Source organism: Clostridium chromiireducens (assembly GCF_003575225.1).
Lineage (GTDB): Bacteria > Bacillota > Clostridia > Clostridiales > Clostridiaceae > Clostridium > Clostridium chromiireducens.
This window is the reverse complement of the sequence record NZ_QXDJ01000002.1, coordinates 993,734-1,010,703: the sequence shown is the minus strand read 5'-3', so window position 1 is coordinate 1,010,703 and position 16,970 is coordinate 993,734. Positions and strand designations below refer to the sequence as shown.

The window sequence follows — 16,970 nt, the reverse complement described above, 5'->3', positions numbered from 1 at the left end:
CCCTTTATCATATTGACTTTAAATTAAATTTTTTTAATATTTCCTTTGCTTCATCAGATACTGTATAATTCATAAACTCCTCTGCTAATTCATTTTCTGCTGAACTTTGCAATGTACATACTGGAATAGTTTTAATCATATTTTCGTTTTCTGGAATGCTTATTAATTCTAAATCTTTTGACGCATTTAAAATATTATCTTCCCATACAATTGAGCAGTCCCCTTTGCCTTGTGACAGAAAAGTAACTACTTCATTTACTGTACTAAATGTAGATACTATATTATTTTTTGCATCATCTAATACTCCTTGCTTTTCAAACAATTTATTTGCTAGTTTACCTAAAGGTGTAACTTGTGGATCTCCTAAAATAACCTTAACTCCTGGATTTCCAAAATCTTTTAGAGATTTAATATTAGCTGGATTTCCTTTAGGAACAGCAATAGCTGGTATGTGTTTAGCTAGTTCTTTTTCATCCTTAACCAAATTTTTATCCTTAGCGGTTTGATAATCTTCTACAGATGCTAAAATACAAAGGTCACCTTTCTTAGAAATCTCCATTTGACTTATAAGTTCAGTAGAATTAGCATATGTAAATTGAACATCAGCCCCATATTTTTCTTTGAATTTTTCACTAACGGCTTCCATTGGATTATTTATACCTGCAGCACAATATACAAGTAATGATTTTCCTTCATATTTTTTCCCTGCTGGTGTATCGGTTTGGGTTTGTTCATTTTTAGTAGTATTTGAATCTACTTGTGCTGATTTTTGTGTTCCAGCACAACCTGTAAATATTGCAACTATTAATAAATTAATTACCCCTAGCCATATAAGTCTTTTAAAATTCATTTATATTCCCCCAATTCATTTATAATTTATAAAAAAATAAAACATGGTATAACACAATCTTATTTTTTCACTTCGTTGTGTTTTACCATGTTTTGTTACATTATATATCATTTGTTTTATTATTTCAAGAATTTTATTGTCAAATGCCAAAAAAATATATTAACTTACTTTCTTAATCACCTTATCATTAATTGTCAATATAATTTATTTTTACATAAAATACGCTCAGACATTAAAAATCACCTGACTTTTAATAAAAACTATGCCTTCTGGAACTTTGATAAAAAAAGATACAGTTTTCCTTGAAGGAAAATTTAACTTATTCAACATTTACTATATTAATGTTATGTTTGTTAACATTAATCATATACTAATATATAATCAGAAAACCTTAGTCTTAAAAGGTAGATTTTAACATTGATTATTAATCCATGAAACATCAACGTTTGAAGCATATTAAACAGTAATACCTACGCCATTACTCTTTACCTATTGCTGTTTTACACACACTACAAATTGATACTTCCTTAAATTCAGTAATACTTTTATCACTTCCACAAAAGATACATCCCCTACTGTATTTTTTAACAACTATCTCATTATTAACTTGAACCATTTCCATAAGATCTCCCTTATTAATCTCCATTACATTTCTAATTTCTTTGGGGATTACAAGCCTTCCCAAATCGTCAAGTTTTCTTACTATTCCTGCTGATTTCATTTTACATACTTCCTCTCATGTCTTTAATTTTAATAAAATACCCTTTCTATTTCCCAGGAAAACCATATGCTTTTTTAATTAGTTATCTCTTATTTAAGTCTATAGTTATTCCCTCTTTGGATTTCATTTGAAGTGAGAAGCCAAATTTTGCATTTGGCTTTTCGATCTTCTTCAGTGAGTTATAATTATATTTTTCTTCATTAAACAACTAATAAATTTTTTTGAAATTTCTTTTGAGGGATTCTAAACCAATATAATAAATTTTCATTTTGGTTTTTTTGTGATAAAATGGTGTTATAAGTAATTATTTATAAATACATGTCGAAAACTTCTTCAAAAATATTATCAAAATTTACTTAGGAGAACTGCATTATGAATAAATTATATTTTTTAAAGAAGCCAAATTTAAACCTTACAAAAGATCAAATTGCTAATGTTGTCCATGATATTAATGTAACTAACTTTGCAAGAATGAAGTTAATTCTTATTATATTTATAATAGTTGAAATTTTATTTATATTATTTAATGATATCCCTTACTTAATAACCCCTTCTTCAAATGTAATTTGGAGTGATAGTAAATACTTTATTTTACATTCATTCAATGTGCTTGTTTCTTTTATTGGAATTATTCTTATAAAAATCTCAACTAAATGCAGTAAATATAAATTTGGACTCATGAATAAATTATTAATTCCAACCTTAGCCACAGTAATTCTAAGCTCTATGGCTATAATAAATGGTTTAGATCAAGCTAAACCTGGCAATGTAAGCAGTGTATTTATTGCTAACTTCATTATATTTAGTGCTGTTATAATGTTGAGATTCCCATTAAATTTAGCTGTTTATTCCATTTCATTTTTAGCTTATTTGGGTGGATTAGTAATATTTCAGCATGATACTCATTTGTTAATTACAAACATCATAAACGGATTTATTTTCTTTTTAGCCATTATTCTAATCTCAACAGAAATTTATAATTCCAATTATGAAAAAATAACTCAAAATATAATTTTACAAGAGATTAATTCTAAATTGAACTACATGTCAAGTCATGATCCATTAACAGAACTTTTAAATCGAAGAAGTTTTAGTAATCAAGTTTCAGAAAAAATGATAATCATTGATGAATCTAACGAAATATCAACTCTTATTTTGATAGATATCGATCATTTTAAACATGTAAATGATAAATTCGGTCATCCAGTTGGAGATATCGTACTTAAAAAAGTAAGTAATATTATCATAAAACATATAAAAACTACAGGCTTAGCTACTCGCTGGGGCGGTGAAGAATTTCTTATATTTCTTTTTCAAACCTCAATTAATGAAGCTCACGCATTAGCTGAAAATATTAGACTAGAAATTCAGAATAAAGTAATCGAAGCTGATAAATTCCAAATACAAATAACTGCAAGCTTTGGAATTTCTCTATTAAAAGATAATTTTTCGAACTCTTTTGATACTTCAATTAAAGCAGCAGACGTTGCACTTTATAAAGCTAAAGATCAAGGCAGAAATCAAGTAGTAATAGCATCTGAAGATTATGAAAGAGTTCTATATTGATACATTAATGCTTATATATTCTAGATTTATTTTTCACTAAATTTAAATAAACAACAAAAACTTAGCATGTTAACACTAAGTTTTTCTTATAACATTTTCACTTTTTCATGTATATATTTATAGCTAAACTTTAGAATTTTAAGAAGTTTCTACTTATCAATATAATAAAAATTAATCTAATTACTACAAGCTTGGTTTAAACTTATCAAATTCATATACGAAGTAGACTATTTACTTAATTGCAAATTACTAAACGTTATATCGCTATCCATAGAGAATATTCCCCATTTATGATTTTGCATATTATACATACGTGTACTAAATGCAGCTTCATTATTTACGTACAAAACCGCAACTGAATCATTAATTAGAATGGTAAAATCCAAAACTCCATTATCTGGAACAGTTATAGGCTTGGTAGATTGCAATTGACCTAAGGACCCATCTGTTGATGCGTTGTAAAATTCTAATCTTCCATATTGATGGTTAAAAACAATATTTAATGGAGCCTTACCATTCTCTCTTACATTAAACATAAAACCAAAGTTATTGTTTTTAGATTTTGTATTTATCTTCCCAGTAATTTTATTTGTTCCAGTAATTTCATTAAAGGTCACTGACTCATAGCCATTTCCTGTGAAAGAATAGTCGCTATTATTCTTAGTTACTGTTGAAGTTTTACTATACTCAGTAAGATTAATGCTATGATTTATTTTATCTACAACTGTTCCAACCGGAGTTGCATAAAGATCTCCGTTTGTATTTTGCTTAATTTGGTGCACTACTAAGTTTCCTGCCCAATCATATGGATTTGAATCATTATAATCTACTTTAGTTGGTGTCCATCCAAACAAGTAAAGATTGTTTGAAGAATCCTTTTCTAATTTTCCAGCATAAAAACCATTTCCATCAAAACTATCTCTACCTGGTTTAGTAAATGGTCCATTTATGCTGCTTGCTTTTCTATAATGAACAACTCGGTTTCCGTATGGATCTGCAGCTGATTGATCTGAGAATGTTAGGTACCAATAGCTTCCATATTGGATCAATGTAGGACACTCTAAATTTGAAGTACCCATATCATTAGTAAAGAATACACCTTGATCAGTCCAATTTTTCAAATCGTCTGATACATATTTTGCTATTACTCCGGTGTTATTCTTTCTAGTTGTTATAAGCATCCAATATTTATTATCAGCTTGATTATAAAAAACGTATGGGTCTCTAAAATCATTCTTTGAATATTGTGCTGAAGCAAAAAAAGTATCGTTATATATCTTTGTCCAATTTTTAAGATCTGTGCTTGTAGCATGCATAATCGCTTCATTAGCTATTTCTGTAGGATTTATACTTACATCAAGTTTTCCGCCATCCCAAGCATTATTGTTATTAGCCGTAATTACAAAGTAAATATTATCTCCTTGATTTACTTTAATCATCTTGATTTTAATGTTATCTACATTTTGTACTAAGTTACTTACAGGTACCACATCTCTTTGTAATATTTCATTGTTACGATAGATTGTTAACGTAACACCATCAGGCCAGCTTGGATTACTGTCATTTTGAGTGTATTTTGTATAAGTTCCTGTTAAATCTATTTTTCCAGTTTCCCCAGCAGTCCATCTATAAATTGCACCTTTGCTAGCTGATGGATGAACAAAATCAGGATGAAGTTCAAGTCCATCTAAACCTGACTGATAGTATTTTTTAGTAGAGGCATCATAGCCTGTAGCTAAAGTAAAATCTGCATTGCTTGTTCCATAACCATAGCTCCATCTATTGCTTCCTTGAACACCAAAATCTGAAGCTAAATTTGCTTTATTTAACTGTGATACTACATAAGGTCTACGATCGTTGAAACCAGTAAAAAATGCATGATATAAACCATTTTTATCTTTCATTACAGATCCTGTTCCCAAAGCTAAGTCTTGATCTAAATTATCATTTGAATGATTAATTACCTTCCCTTGGTTGGTATAGTTATACAAGTTATCTGTCTGCATCAAACTCCAAGGATGAAATCCATTTTCAATTTGATCTCTTATATCGTCTAGATAAAATATATCAAATTTTCCATTTTCATAATATGGCATAGGATCTCCAACAAAACTCAAATTTGATTGTTGTGATTTTGGAAATATATTTTGGCTTTGATTAGTAAGCTCTTCAGCCTTTGCGATCTTAGAAAATATCATAGTGGACAGAATAATTATGATCATTATGAAATAAATTAGAATTCTTGATTTTCTCATTTTAATAATATTATCCATAAACTTTCTCCTTCTCTATATATCATATTTTTCACAAGGTCAGTGTAACCTTTGACTTTATTTTATCTAGCACATCTTTTTATATTGTTATACTTCGGTATTTTAGGTTAATTTAAGTTTTCTTCTAATAAATAATCTTTAAAAGTATCAGTAAGATTTTGCATTAACTTCATTATACTTTGTGATGTTGATGCAATTTTCTCAATTGTAGTGGCTTGTGCTTCAATACTAGTACTTATTTCTAATATCTGGCAGGCTATAGCTTCAATAGACTTAATCATATAATCAAGAGATGTGCTGACATTTTCAGCAGATTCTTTACTTTGAATCGCAAGTTTACCCATTTCTTTAGAAACCACACTAAAACCTCTACCAGAATCACCTGCTCGTGCAGCTTCTATTGCTGCATTAAGTGCAAGAAGATTAGATTGTCTCGCTATATTTTTCATTACTTGAAGGATATCATCCATATCTAAAACTTTATTATATGTTTCTGCACCAAATGCAGATATGCCCTCAACAAATGTCGTTAATCGATGGGAAGTTGATGCTATTTCTCCAATTTCCCCTGAGAGTTTTGAAACAGAATCATATACGGTCAAAAATTTTTCTTCAATATCTCTATGCAAATCTTTTTCTCTCATTTTTTGCTACCTCATTACATTTATCTATATTTTATTAAACACACATCACTTTATAAGCAATTTAAAATAAACCTCATAAAAACCTAACAAGTAATATGATAAAAACAGTTAAAACTCGGTAAAAAATCATAAATTGACACTAATGCAAATATAAATTTAATTTGGCTTCTATATTAATTTCATTGTATTAAACATCTAAATTATCACAGATAATTTATTTGTTATAAAATTTCACATATGTTAATCTTTGTTCATATTGCGATACTTATCTACCGTTCCGATATTTAATCCACCTTAAATTCTATATTTCACTATATAAATAAAAACAGTAGATACTTTTATTTTTGATTTAAAACTATCTACTGTCATAATTTGATTTAATGTCAATTGTAATATTCTTTAGATGTATCTTAGATACATCTTAACAAATCATTAAAAGGCTCTTACAAGCATGATAGGTTTTCTCACCTTTTATTTTTTAATTGGTTTCTGGGAATATTGCTGTTATAACTCCTGAATCAGCATCATTTGTTGCTGTTGCTCCCTCCACTGTAAAGAAGTCTTTTGGCACGCCTATTAATGTATAACCTTCTTTTGGTGTTATTGTTATTGTTGCTGTGTATGGTGTGCTTGCAGCAAATGTTACTGGAGTTCCGCTCCATGCGATATTTGCTGTATATTCTGTAGTATCAGTTATTGTTGATACTGGAGTTGCTCCTGCTACTGGTGCTGTCACTCCTGCTATTGCTGCAACCGAAACAGCTGCTCCTGTAGTTTGATTTGTATTTATTCCTGTAACTGCATCACTAGTAAGAGTTATATTCCTGAATTCTGATGGTCCATTCCATACATTAAATCCAAATTTTCCTGTTGTATAATAATCTTGTTCACCACTGTATACTTCTTTACCATTTACAATGAATGTAATCTTATTTCCTTCTAATTTTATTTTCATATTAAATCTGTTAAATTTAGGTTCTGGAACAGCATCTTCGTTAAATATATCCTTTTCTACCATAACGCCATCCTCTTTAACTCGTGCAAATATTCTACAATGTCCCCATTTACCAACATTTGCTACAATTCCTCCATCGCCCCAGAAATCAGGCCCTTGAGAGAATAGTACAATTCCTGCTACGTCCCCATTTCCTGGCCTGTAAGCATGCCAGTCTCCTAATATTTTTGCATCAACTTCAAACTCATATGTGTTTTTATCAGTATCTATGTCTTGATCTGAAAATGCAAAACCATTATCTTGTCTACCTTTATCTACCACATAACTGTCACCCGAAACGTGTAAATCCACTGGATTTTGATCAAAAGTTAAACCTGAACCTTCAATACTTGTTATATTACTTGGTTCATCATTGCTACGTTTTACATTATCGAAATTGACTTCTCCGCCATAAACATTAAAACCAAATCTTCCTTGTTCAAAGAATTCTTGTTTAGTATCGCAGACAATTTCATCATTAATGAAATATTTAATGTGACCGTCACTTATTTCAGCTCTTAACTTATATTTGTTATCATCTGTCTTTACAACTACACCACTAGTTATATCTTCACCTTCAACTAAATTACCATCACCATTATATCCAACTACTTTTCCATCTTTATTAAATGCAAATACTCTATAGTTTCCATTTTTATCAATATTAGCTATTATTGAGCCTTTCTTTGGATCATCATCCTGTGCTAATAATACAAGACCTGCAGTATTTCCATTTGATAAATCTGCTGTTGCTTCCAGGCTAGAAACCTTTTTTGCCTCATTTGTTTGTTCAGCTACAGCAAATCCATCTCCTGAACTATTTCCTGTATACTTATTATCTTTAACATACCAATCTCCAATTGTTTTAAAGTTAGTTAAATCACTTATTACACCAGTTGGATCACTAGCATAAACATCTACATTAATTGTTTTACTTGATTTTTTATCTTTTGATATAGCAGTCAACTTTGTACTTCCTGCAGCTTTTGTTTTAAATGTAGTTTTTGTATCATCCTGGCTTACGATTTCTAAAATGTTTGAATCATATTCCCAAGTAACACCTTGATCTGCTGTTTCTGGAACTGTAGATGTATAAATAGTAAAGTCATTTCCTATTGTTTTACCTAAATCTCCTTCACTTAATGACACTAAAACTGAATCTTTACTATCACTTTCATTATTCCAAATACTGCTTATTGGATAATAGTTAATTGTAGCTTTTGTATTTCCTCCATTTGATAATACCTCTATTCCTCGACTAGAACGGTTAGGGAATATTTGTCCTGAACCAACTACCTCTCCATTATTTCCATACACTTCTACAGATGATTCGTCTACAAAAATATTTAATTGAATTTTTCCATCTGATGTTTTGTTTATTTTACTCTTGTATGATTCTAAGAATGCACTTGAATTACTTGGAGCTTTTCCTGATTTTGAACGATCAAATATTACTTCTCCAGTTTCAGTATTATACTTAACTATTGTCTCTTGATCCGCATCTTTTCCAACACGTAATTTAAATCCAAACTCTTTTGTATTTTCATCTGGTTCAAACTCAGCCACAATTTCATATTTGCTTCCTGATAAATTACTCATAATATTAGGTTGATCTGGAGAAATTGTAACATTTTCAAAAGTTATAGGAGATTTACGTAATTCTTTATATTCTTCAATTGGTTGTTGTACCATACGAATTCCGTCATTTGTTTCAACTAACTTTAATTCATTCTGTAAAGTAAATTGTCCATTAAATTTCTTTGTTATCGGAGCAATGCCAACACAGTAATCCCAATTGTTCATCCAGTTAATCATAATTCTTCTTCCATCTGGAGTACCATTTTCTCCTGTACCATAATAAGTTTGGGCTGCATATGAATCTTTAACAAAGTTCATAGGCTGATGTTTATCTTTGTATTCTTCATCTGGAACAAATGTCCATTTATCTTCTACTTTCTTAAGATCACCAACACGATAATATCTTCCACCTTCACTTAATACCCATTTATAAGTTCCAGTATTTCCAATTTCTAACTTATATATATCTGGACATTCTGTGTTTATTCCTGATTGCATAGCTTCTGGCTTCCAAGTCTTTAAATCTTTTGATGAGAAGAATCTTAATGGTCCGCCTGCAACTGCCATTAACCATTCTTTAGAATCTTCTAAATAAACTATTTTTGGATCTCTAAAGTCTTTATGGTTAAGAGGATCATTATCTTTTGATATAATTAAATTATTTCCATTTGATATTTCTGGTTTAATCCAAGTTCTTCCATTGTCTTTGCTATAAGCAATTGCTTGTTGTTCAGTGAAAGGATTTTCAGAGTGTTGAGTATAAACTGCAACTAATCCTCCACCTTCAATTCCATCAAAGAATCCAGAGGTATTATCTTTATCTATAACTGCAGATCCAGAATAAATCCAATTCTTTCCATAATTATCCCAAGCCTTTTCGTAACGATCAACATCCTTAAGTTCTCCTGTCTCTGGTAGATCTCCATCAGGTGCTATGGCTATACCAAGTTCCTTCCAATGAATTAAATCTGTACTAACCGCATGTCCCCAATGCATTGGTCCCCATTCATTCTTCTCTGGATAATATTGATAGAATAAATGGTATTCACCATTGAAGTAAACCATTCCATTCGGATCGTTAGCCCAAGCTTTAGCAGGAGAGTAGTGATACTGTTCACGATAGTCTTCTAAATAATTAGTCGAAGTACTCGGATCAACATCTTTATTAATACCATTATCAAATATAGTCATAGCAGCTGCAAGTGCTGTTACTGCCGAATCTATATCTTTTTGCGTAGAACCTGTATTATCTAAAACTGCTTGTGCTGCATCAATAGCTATTTTAAATGTGGACTTTGATCCAACTTTATACTGCCCCACTTCTGTTCCTTCTACTGCTGCTTCATATTTTAATTTTGAAGCTGTTATTGCATTTATTAGAGATACTTTATTAACTTTACCGCTATCACTGTTATGATTATGACCACTACTGCTACCATTACTGTTACTATTCAAATTATTTTGTTCATTTGCCACTGGTGGATTATTGTTAGTTGAATTACCACTAACTTCATTTCCGTTTGAATCAAATATTTTAGTCGGTAATAACTCTGTTCCAACTACTTCTCCAGTTTGTGCAAATACATATGTTTTTCCATTTATCGTTGTATTGCCAACTTGCATAGCTCCTGTAGCTATATCTAAATAATAAATTTTTCCATCTACTTTAACTACACCAGTTTGCATTGCTCCTGAAGCTTCTGCAAAATACCATGTGCCATTATCATTAATCCAACCTGTTTTCATTGCCCCTGATGGTTGCATATAATACCATGTACCGTTATCATTAACCCAACCCGTTTTCATTGCTCCTGATTGTTGCATATAATACCATATACCACTATCATTAACCCAACCTGTTTTCATTTCTCCTGATTGTTGCATATAATACCATGTACCATTATCATTTATCCATCCAGTTTTTCTTTCTCCTAAATCGCCTATATAGTACCAATTCCTTCCACTTTCTTGCCAAGCTGCTGACACTCGTAAGGAAGGTAGTGTTGCTATTGTTGTAGTCGCGACTGTAATTGCTAATAATTTTAACTTTAACTTTTTCATTATGTTTGTCCCCTTCTCTAATATAGTAATATTAAACATGAATTACCTATAAATTTTGCATTAATTTAATATCGGATTTCGTCTCTTGTAAACGCTTACTAAAAGTATATACATATTTATTTTCTATTTTCATCAACAACATAGACTACCTCAATACCAGAAATTGAATTTATATATTTTGAGGTAGTCCATGTTACTTGTATAAATTTTAATACATAATGGTTTCCTTAGAATAAGATTATAAATTTAATATTATTGTAATATTCCAGACGCAACTCCTAAAATACCTATTGCAAATAATCCGAAGATTATTAAAAGCGGATTTACTTTTTTCTTTAATAAATACATACATGCAAATGTTAATAGAAGTGGAACTAATCCTGGCATTAAACTATCTAATACGCTTTGAACTGTAGTAATAACTTCTTTTCCATCAGCTTGTGTATATTTAGATAAAACAAATGGTATGTTAATACTTGTCCATTTAGAAACAAGACCACCTATAACTAATAATCCAAGTACTGAAGATCCTTCTGTAAGATATCTAAGTTTATTTCCTGACATATCAGAAACTAATTGAGTTCCTTTTTCGTATCCATAGAACATTCCATACCAATTTGTCGCAAGTCTTATTGCATTAAATCCTAAAAAGAATATTAATGGTCCTATAATACTTCCAGTTAATGCAAGTCCAGCACCTAAAGCTGCAAGTACTGGTCTTAAAGTTCCCCAGAATATTGGATCTCCAACTCCTGCAAGAGGTCCCATAAGACCAATTTTAACACCACTGATTGATGCTTCACTAATATCAGCACCATTTGCTCTTTGTTCTTCCATAGCTGCTGTTATACCCATAATTGGAGTAGCCATGAATGGTTGTGTATTAAAGAATTCTAAATGTCTTTTAAGTGCTTCACTTAATTCATCACCCTTATATAATTTCTTTAAAGCAGGTATTAAAGTTACACAAAATCCTATTGCTTGCATTCTTTCAAAGTTAAATGATCCTAACAGGAAATTTGAACGAATAAACATTTTTACTATATCACTTCTATTTAATTTCTTTTCACTCATTATCGTATCCTCCTTTTCTAATTTACATTAATTCTGAGTCGTCAATATCGCTAGCACCACCAGCTACAGCTACATTATTTTGTTTAGCTAATGATTGAATGTGGAATATAGCGCAAATAACACCTATAACACCAAAACCAATTAAGTTAACCCCAGTGAATGCTGCCATTATGAATCCAATAAAGAAGAATGGCATTAATGACTTAATATTCATCATGTTAATTACCATTGCATACCCAACAACTACTATGAATCCACCTGATACTTGAAGTCCTCTTGTAATTACTGGTGGTATAGCTGCAAGCATTGCATTTACAGCATCTGTACCTGCAAGCATTCCCACTATAGCAGCTGGTACAGCTACACGAATTGCTTGAAGTGATAATCCTAAGATATGACACATTTCTATTCCTCTTGTATTTCCTTCTGCCGCATACTTATCAGCTAAATGTTGGAAGAATACTGTTATTGTTCTTACAAAGATAGTAAGTACTTGTCCTGCTGCTGCAATTGGAATTGCTACTGCTATACCTGCTCCAATTGATTGATGTCCAATTATAACAAGTATTGCTGAAATTACACTTGCAAGAGCTGCGTCTGGTGCCATAGCAGCCCCAACATTCATCCAGCCAAGTGCTAACATTTCAAGTGTTCCTCCTAATATAATTCCTGTTTGAATATCTCCTAGTACAAGTCCCACTAATGTACATGCAACTATTGGTCTATGAAATTGTGCTTCATCAAGTACGCTTCCCATACCAGCAATTGCTGCAACTATTACTAATAAAATTAATTGTAAAGTGTTCATTTATAATTCCTCTCTTTCTTTTTTGTTTTATATAAAAATTTAATTTTATATCTAAATAAGTTTTAGTTCTTTTAATCTATCCATTAGATTTATTTTAGTATCTTTCGCTAACTTCCTTACTTCTAATTCGATACCTTTTTCATTAAGCTTTTTAAATGCTTCAATATCAACATCATTCATACATAATGCATTTGTAATTTGTTTGTCACCTGCTTTAAAGCACATTCCACCAACGTTTACAGATTTAATAGGTACTCCACCTTCAACCATTCTTAATACATCTGTAGGGTTTGTGAATAAGAATAAAGTTTTAAAGCTGTCAAATTTAGGATTATTATATGCTTCAATTGCCTTTGCTATTGGAAGCACATATGCTTTTATTCCTGGAGGTGCTACTTGGATTACTAATTGTTTTCTTAAGTCATCTGCTGCAACTTCATCACTGCAGGCAAATATTCTATTGCACCCACTCTCCTTTGTCCAAACCGTTGCTACTTGTCCGTGTATTAATCTGTCATCTATTCTTACAAAGCTAATTTCCATTTTCTTATCTCCTATCTTTCAATTCTTATATTTACTTATAAACCTAAAGTTTGTATTTTGAATATTCTACAATCAATTCATCTAATCTCTGGCTAATAGTTACAATCTTAATGTTAGTTAACTTATTTGCGTCAAGTAACTTGTATAGCTCGTTACGTAAGTTTTCAATATTATTTTCTAAGTTAGTCATTTTTAGTCTCCTTACTTAGCTTTAATAGTTACTATCATATGATACTCAAAGTCACTTATTTAAACACAGAATACAGTTAACTGTAGATATAGCTTTTGATTTATCAAACCTTGATTATTTAGATACTTTAATCTATCATAATTTTCTTTACTAACTCTTAAGTTCTAAATAATTTTTAATTACATATAATCTTTTTCTTAATAAATTTGAATTACTTATACAATTTCTTCTTCAACATCAATATTGATATTTTTAGTTAAAACTTTTACAGCATCTTTTCCTGCGTTCTCTGCTATTGTTAACAATTCTTTTATACTTGAAAAATCTCTACTTCCTAGAACTTCTAAAATCATTGGAAGATTAACGCCAGTTACAATTTCCATATTGTCATTTTGCATTGCGATTATACTTGCCGCATTAAATGGACTCCCTCCAAAAAGGTCTACCATAAATAGTACGCCATCTTTCGAGTCTAATTTTTCTATAAGCTGGTTATATTTTTCTACCAGATTTTCTATACCTTCACCTGGTTTAAATGTAACGGCACTAATATTCTCCTGAGTTCCAAAAATCATTTCTGTTGACTTAAGAATCTCTTCTGAAAACATTCCATGTGTACCTATAATTACTGAGATCATTATTTCTTCATCCTTTCTTGCTACATATATTATTTTTATACTTATATACATAGCAATTCCTATGCCAACTAAGAGTGTAAAAAAATATATGTCTGTGAATAGGCTTTTTAAGCACTTTCTCAGCGATAGAGTATTTTAATTTACACTATGCATTATAAATTTACATACTTTTAATTGTAATAAACACAGTTTATCTATTAATATAATTCAATTAACACACATTTACATAGAACCGATTAATGAAAGTCAGTACTTCGTAAGCAGGCTTTTAAATTACTTTTTTCTATTTTATTGCACACTAATTAGACCAGATGTTTTTTCTGGTCTAATCCTCTATTTATTAAATTGCATGTTATAATCGTTATCCAAATTAATCTATCCAGTTTTCTGTTCACCAAAAGGCTTTGTTTCATTAACTCTTTAGCTTTCAAAAGGCTTCTTTTTATTAATGTATTCAATGATCTGGTTTGATTGTGATGTTGAGACTAAAATAATAGCATAAACTTAAGATCTAGCTAAACTTTGTAGTAGCACTATCTTAAATTTATGCACCTCAATATCGCAATCAATTACTAGAATGAGAACATTACATATTACTTTACATATGGATTATTTTTATGTTTATAGTATAAGTTGGCTTTGTCCATAATGCTCATAATACAATCATCTTTTGCATTCACATATTCTCTGGGGCTATAACGAAATTTCAAAGAGGCTTCTATTTTTATTCTTTCATACTCCTTGAATGCTTCATTATCAATTCGTAAATAATCTCTAAACATTAATTCATCAAAGATGTGTTGATTTCCTTTTTGATAAATATGTATGTGATGTGTGTGATTTCTAGAGTTATCTGGGCTTAATTTTACAAAATATCTTCGACCTTCAATTCCGTTTTCTCCCCTAACGCTATATCCGTAATCCTCCATAACTTGATTATATTCATCAATCTGACTTATATCATTAGCTACAATTATAATATCTATTATTGGTTTCGCACTCAATCCTTTGATTGATGTGGAGCCAAAATGCTGCACGTCAATTATTAAATTGCCAAATATATTCAGCAGAATATTTCTTTCTTTTATATATATATCCGGCCACATATCATCATAAGGAACAATCACCATTTCTCTTACCATATCCATTACCTCCCATAATTTAGCTTTTATTTATTGGGAATTATAATATTGTTATCTTCTATTAAACAAATATTCTTCATGTACCTCAATTTCATTTGATGATTTAATTACTTTAAAAATTGACAAATACATACCTCCGTTTTGTAATGAAAAGTAACTTTTCCGTTTTGTTGATATTTCGAAAACAATTTATTCAGTTCTTGAACAAACTTGTCATAATCACCGTCTGATTTTGATGGTGTATATGATAAAGACAGAGCTTTACATATAACCATTTCCTCTGTTGCTGTTTGCCAATTATCATAATATATTTTTATATAGTCTTGTCCAAAAAAGTTAGACTTTTCTTTATCAGGATTAAAGTGAGAATTTCCAGCAGTAGTCCTAATCTCATATTTATGGATAATATTCATGTATTCTTTTGTAAAATCGCTCTCCTCCTGCATGTCATTCCATATAGTAATAACATAACCATTTTCTTTCAGAATTCTCTTGAATTCTGCTTTGCATAATTGTTTATCAAACCAATGAAACGCTTGTGCAATCGTAATAATTTCTATACTATGTTCTTTTAGTTGAGTTTTTTCAGCAGGTGCATTTATATATTCAATATTTGTATTAGTCGAGCAATACTTCCTGCACTCATTAAGCATTTCAAAATTTGGCTCGACTGCTAGAACTCTACAACCTAATCGGCATAGCATATGAGTAAGTAGTCCTGTTCCTGCTCCAATATCTGCAATTGTTAATTGTTCTCCCATTCCTAATTCTTTGATTATATTTAGAATTTCTTCTGGATAAGTTGGTCGACCGATTGCATACTCTTTTGCTTTATTATAAAATTCATTTTCCATAATAAAACTCCTTTATCAAGCTCTAATTTATCGTTTTTTCTAAATTTATATATTACTGTACAATAAAATTATGATATACTTCTTCATAATAACTTACAATTTTATACCAACTACAAATCCTTGATTGCTATACCTTTTTATGAAGGATGTGAACTAAACAGTTTAAGGTTACGTATGTCAGATAGTTATGGTTTTCTCGCAAGCTGTAAATCAATCGTATCATATATTGTGATTTGACCGCCTAGATTATCAATAGCTTCTTCAATTTCTGAAAAGAATTTTTTTCTAATATTTTGTTCAATTGCAATATGGTCGGAATAAGTACCAAGAAGTGATATGTATTCTTTTGCACTAAAAGACCTTGTTCTATGATATAATTTGTAGCTTATGTCAACAAATCCATATTTCTGTGCTATATCTGCACGCTTTTTTGCTTCATCCTCACTGTACTCATTAGGACCAAGCGAATTAGGCATATATGCAGAATATATTTTTTGTAATGCCTCGTGAATTTCTTCTCTGCCTTTATCCTTATATGGATGGTTAGCGAAACGAGCAAAGACTCCGCCACTTTTTAGTATTTCATAAACCTTTTTGTATCCGATTTCTTCTGGTATCCAGTGAAACGCAGATGCAGAATAAATTAAATCACATAAATTATTGTCACACACAAAATCTTCAAATTTTGCTGTTACAGCTGAAAATTTAGGGAACTCTTTGAATTTTTGACGACATAATTCAGCCAAATTTTCGCCATATTCCACAGCAGTTAACTTACACCCAGTTTTTAAAATTGGTAGTGCTGCTTGTCCTCCACCAATACCAATTTCGATAACATTACTGGATTCATTAATTGGGATATACCTAAAAATATCTTTGTACAGCTCCGAAACATATCCTGGTCGCATTTTTTCATACTTTTCAGCTTCTGTGTTAAACGTCCATTCCAACCCTTTTATTATTGGCATAATTCCACCTCCATAATATATAAATAGTCTTTTATTCACAATCAAATACATTGGTGCAACACTTAC

The 16,970-nt window shown here is 30.5% G+C and carries 14 protein-coding genes; 1 reads left to right on the top strand and 13 read right to left on the bottom strand.

The annotated features are described in order from the left end of the window. Positions 1-7 precede the first annotated feature (7 nt). Positions 8-850, bottom strand: coding sequence for a molybdate ABC transporter substrate-binding protein (gene modA, locus D2A34_RS09970; RefSeq protein ID WP_119366525.1), 843 nt, complete (start codon positions 848-850; stop codon positions 8-10). Positions 851-1,328: 478 nt separating this feature from the next. Beyond that, complete coding sequence (locus D2A34_RS09965; RefSeq protein ID WP_119366524.1) at positions 1,329-1,571, bottom strand: AbrB/MazE/SpoVT family DNA-binding domain-containing protein; 243 nt, start codon at positions 1,569-1,571, stop codon at positions 1,329-1,331. Between the two features lie 372 nt (positions 1,572-1,943). Here D2A34_RS09965 and D2A34_RS09960 point away from each other — a divergent pair, with 372 nt between their 5' ends. After that, the gene (locus D2A34_RS09960; protein ID WP_182629348.1) at positions 1,944-3,137 is read left to right on the top strand and encodes a GGDEF domain-containing protein; all 1,194 of its coding nucleotides are present in this window, start codon (positions 1,944-1,946) and stop codon (positions 3,135-3,137) included. Between the two features lie 227 nt (positions 3,138-3,364). Here D2A34_RS09960 and D2A34_RS27020 read toward each other — a convergent pair whose 3' ends face one another. The 11 genes from D2A34_RS27020 to D2A34_RS09905 form a co-directional block, all read right to left on the bottom strand. Then, a complete protein-coding gene (locus tag D2A34_RS27020; RefSeq protein WP_207669014.1) occupies positions 3,365-5,410 on the bottom strand; it encodes a glycoside hydrolase family 32 protein in 2,046 nt (681 codons plus the stop codon). A 107-nt stretch (positions 5,411-5,517) separates the two neighbouring features. After that, positions 5,518-6,054: a methyl-accepting chemotaxis protein gene (locus tag D2A34_RS09950; RefSeq protein ID WP_119366522.1), complete on the bottom strand. Its 537-nt coding sequence runs from the start codon at positions 6,052-6,054 to the stop codon at positions 5,518-5,520. 478 nt (positions 6,055-6,532) lie between these two features. Next, complete coding sequence (locus D2A34_RS09945) at positions 6,533-10,687, bottom strand: GH32 C-terminal domain-containing protein (RefSeq protein ID WP_119366521.1); 4,155 nt, start codon at positions 10,685-10,687, stop codon at positions 6,533-6,535. 252 nt (positions 10,688-10,939) lie between these two features. Further along, the gene (gene manZ / locus D2A34_RS09940) at positions 10,940-11,761 is read right to left on the bottom strand and encodes a PTS mannose transporter subunit IID (protein WP_119366520.1); all 822 of its coding nucleotides are present in this window, start codon (positions 11,759-11,761) and stop codon (positions 10,940-10,942) included. 22 nt (positions 11,762-11,783) lie between these two features. After that, on the bottom strand, positions 11,784-12,569 hold the full coding sequence (locus tag D2A34_RS09935; protein ID WP_119366519.1) for a PTS mannose/fructose/sorbose transporter subunit IIC: 786 nt from the start codon (positions 12,567-12,569) through the stop codon (positions 11,784-11,786). Positions 12,570-12,620: 51 nt separating this feature from the next. Continuing rightward, positions 12,621-13,112: a mannose/fructose/sorbose PTS transporter subunit IIB gene (locus D2A34_RS09930; RefSeq protein ID WP_119366518.1), complete on the bottom strand. Its 492-nt coding sequence runs from the start codon at positions 13,110-13,112 to the stop codon at positions 12,621-12,623. A gap of 43 nt (positions 13,113-13,155) precedes the next feature. After that, positions 13,156-13,302, bottom strand: coding sequence for an aspartyl-phosphate phosphatase Spo0E family protein (locus D2A34_RS09925; RefSeq protein WP_119366517.1), 147 nt, complete (start codon positions 13,300-13,302; stop codon positions 13,156-13,158). 215 nt (positions 13,303-13,517) lie between these two features. Continuing rightward, positions 13,518-13,940 carry a PTS sugar transporter subunit IIA gene (locus D2A34_RS09920; protein ID WP_119366669.1) on the bottom strand — a complete coding sequence of 141 codons (423 nt, stop codon included), beginning with the start codon at positions 13,938-13,940 and terminating at the stop codon, positions 13,518-13,520. 593 nt (positions 13,941-14,533) lie between these two features. Further along, entirely contained in the window at positions 14,534-15,082 is a 549-nt protein-coding gene (locus tag D2A34_RS09915; RefSeq protein ID WP_119366516.1) for a GrpB family protein, read from the bottom strand. 107 nt (positions 15,083-15,189) lie between these two features. After that, complete coding sequence (locus tag D2A34_RS09910; RefSeq protein WP_119366515.1) at positions 15,190-15,936, bottom strand: class I SAM-dependent methyltransferase; 747 nt, start codon at positions 15,934-15,936, stop codon at positions 15,190-15,192. Between the two features lie 185 nt (positions 15,937-16,121). Then, positions 16,122-16,904: a class I SAM-dependent methyltransferase gene (locus D2A34_RS09905; protein WP_119366514.1), complete on the bottom strand. Its 783-nt coding sequence runs from the start codon at positions 16,902-16,904 to the stop codon at positions 16,122-16,124. Positions 16,905-16,970: the final 66 nt, after the last annotated feature.

Excerpts from the sequence above, each read along its gene's own strand:
- D2A34_RS09920 (WP_119366669.1), bottom strand. The coding sequence starts at position 13,940 with ATGATCTCAGTAATTATAGGTACACATGGAATGTTTTCAGAAGAGATT.
- D2A34_RS09960 (WP_182629348.1), top strand. The coding sequence starts at position 1,944 with ATGAATAAATTATATTTTTTAAAGAAGCCAAATTTAAACCTTACAAAA.
- D2A34_RS09945 (WP_119366521.1), bottom strand. The coding sequence starts at position 10,687 with ATGAAAAAGTTAAAGTTAAAATTATTAGCAATTACAGTCGCGACTACA.
- D2A34_RS09925 (WP_119366517.1), bottom strand. The coding sequence starts at position 13,302 with ATGACTAACTTAGAAAATAATATTGAAAACTTACGTAACGAGCTATAC.
- manZ (WP_119366520.1), bottom strand. The coding sequence starts at position 11,761 with ATGAGTGAAAAGAAATTAAATAGAAGTGATATAGTAAAAATGTTTATT.
- modA (WP_119366525.1), bottom strand. The coding sequence starts at position 850 with ATGAATTTTAAAAGACTTATATGGCTAGGGGTAATTAATTTATTAATA.
- D2A34_RS09905 (WP_119366514.1), bottom strand. The coding sequence starts at position 16,904 with ATGCCAATAATAAAAGGGTTGGAATGGACGTTTAACACAGAAGCTGAA.
- D2A34_RS09935 (WP_119366519.1), bottom strand. The coding sequence starts at position 12,569 with ATGAACACTTTACAATTAATTTTATTAGTAATAGTTGCAGCAATTGCT.
- D2A34_RS09950 (WP_119366522.1), bottom strand. The coding sequence starts at position 6,054 with ATGAGAGAAAAAGATTTGCATAGAGATATTGAAGAAAAATTTTTGACC.
- D2A34_RS09915 (WP_119366516.1), bottom strand. The coding sequence starts at position 15,082 with ATGGTAAGAGAAATGGTGATTGTTCCTTATGATGATATGTGGCCGGAT.
- D2A34_RS09930 (WP_119366518.1), bottom strand. The coding sequence starts at position 13,112 with ATGGAAATTAGCTTTGTAAGAATAGATGACAGATTAATACACGGACAA.
- D2A34_RS27020 (WP_207669014.1), bottom strand. The coding sequence starts at position 5,410 with ATGGATAATATTATTAAAATGAGAAAATCAAGAATTCTAATTTATTTC.
- D2A34_RS09965 (WP_119366524.1), bottom strand. The coding sequence starts at position 1,571 with ATGAAATCAGCAGGAATAGTAAGAAAACTTGACGATTTGGGAAGGCTT.
- D2A34_RS09910 (WP_119366515.1), bottom strand. The coding sequence starts at position 15,936 with ATGGAAAATGAATTTTATAATAAAGCAAAAGAGTATGCAATCGGTCGA.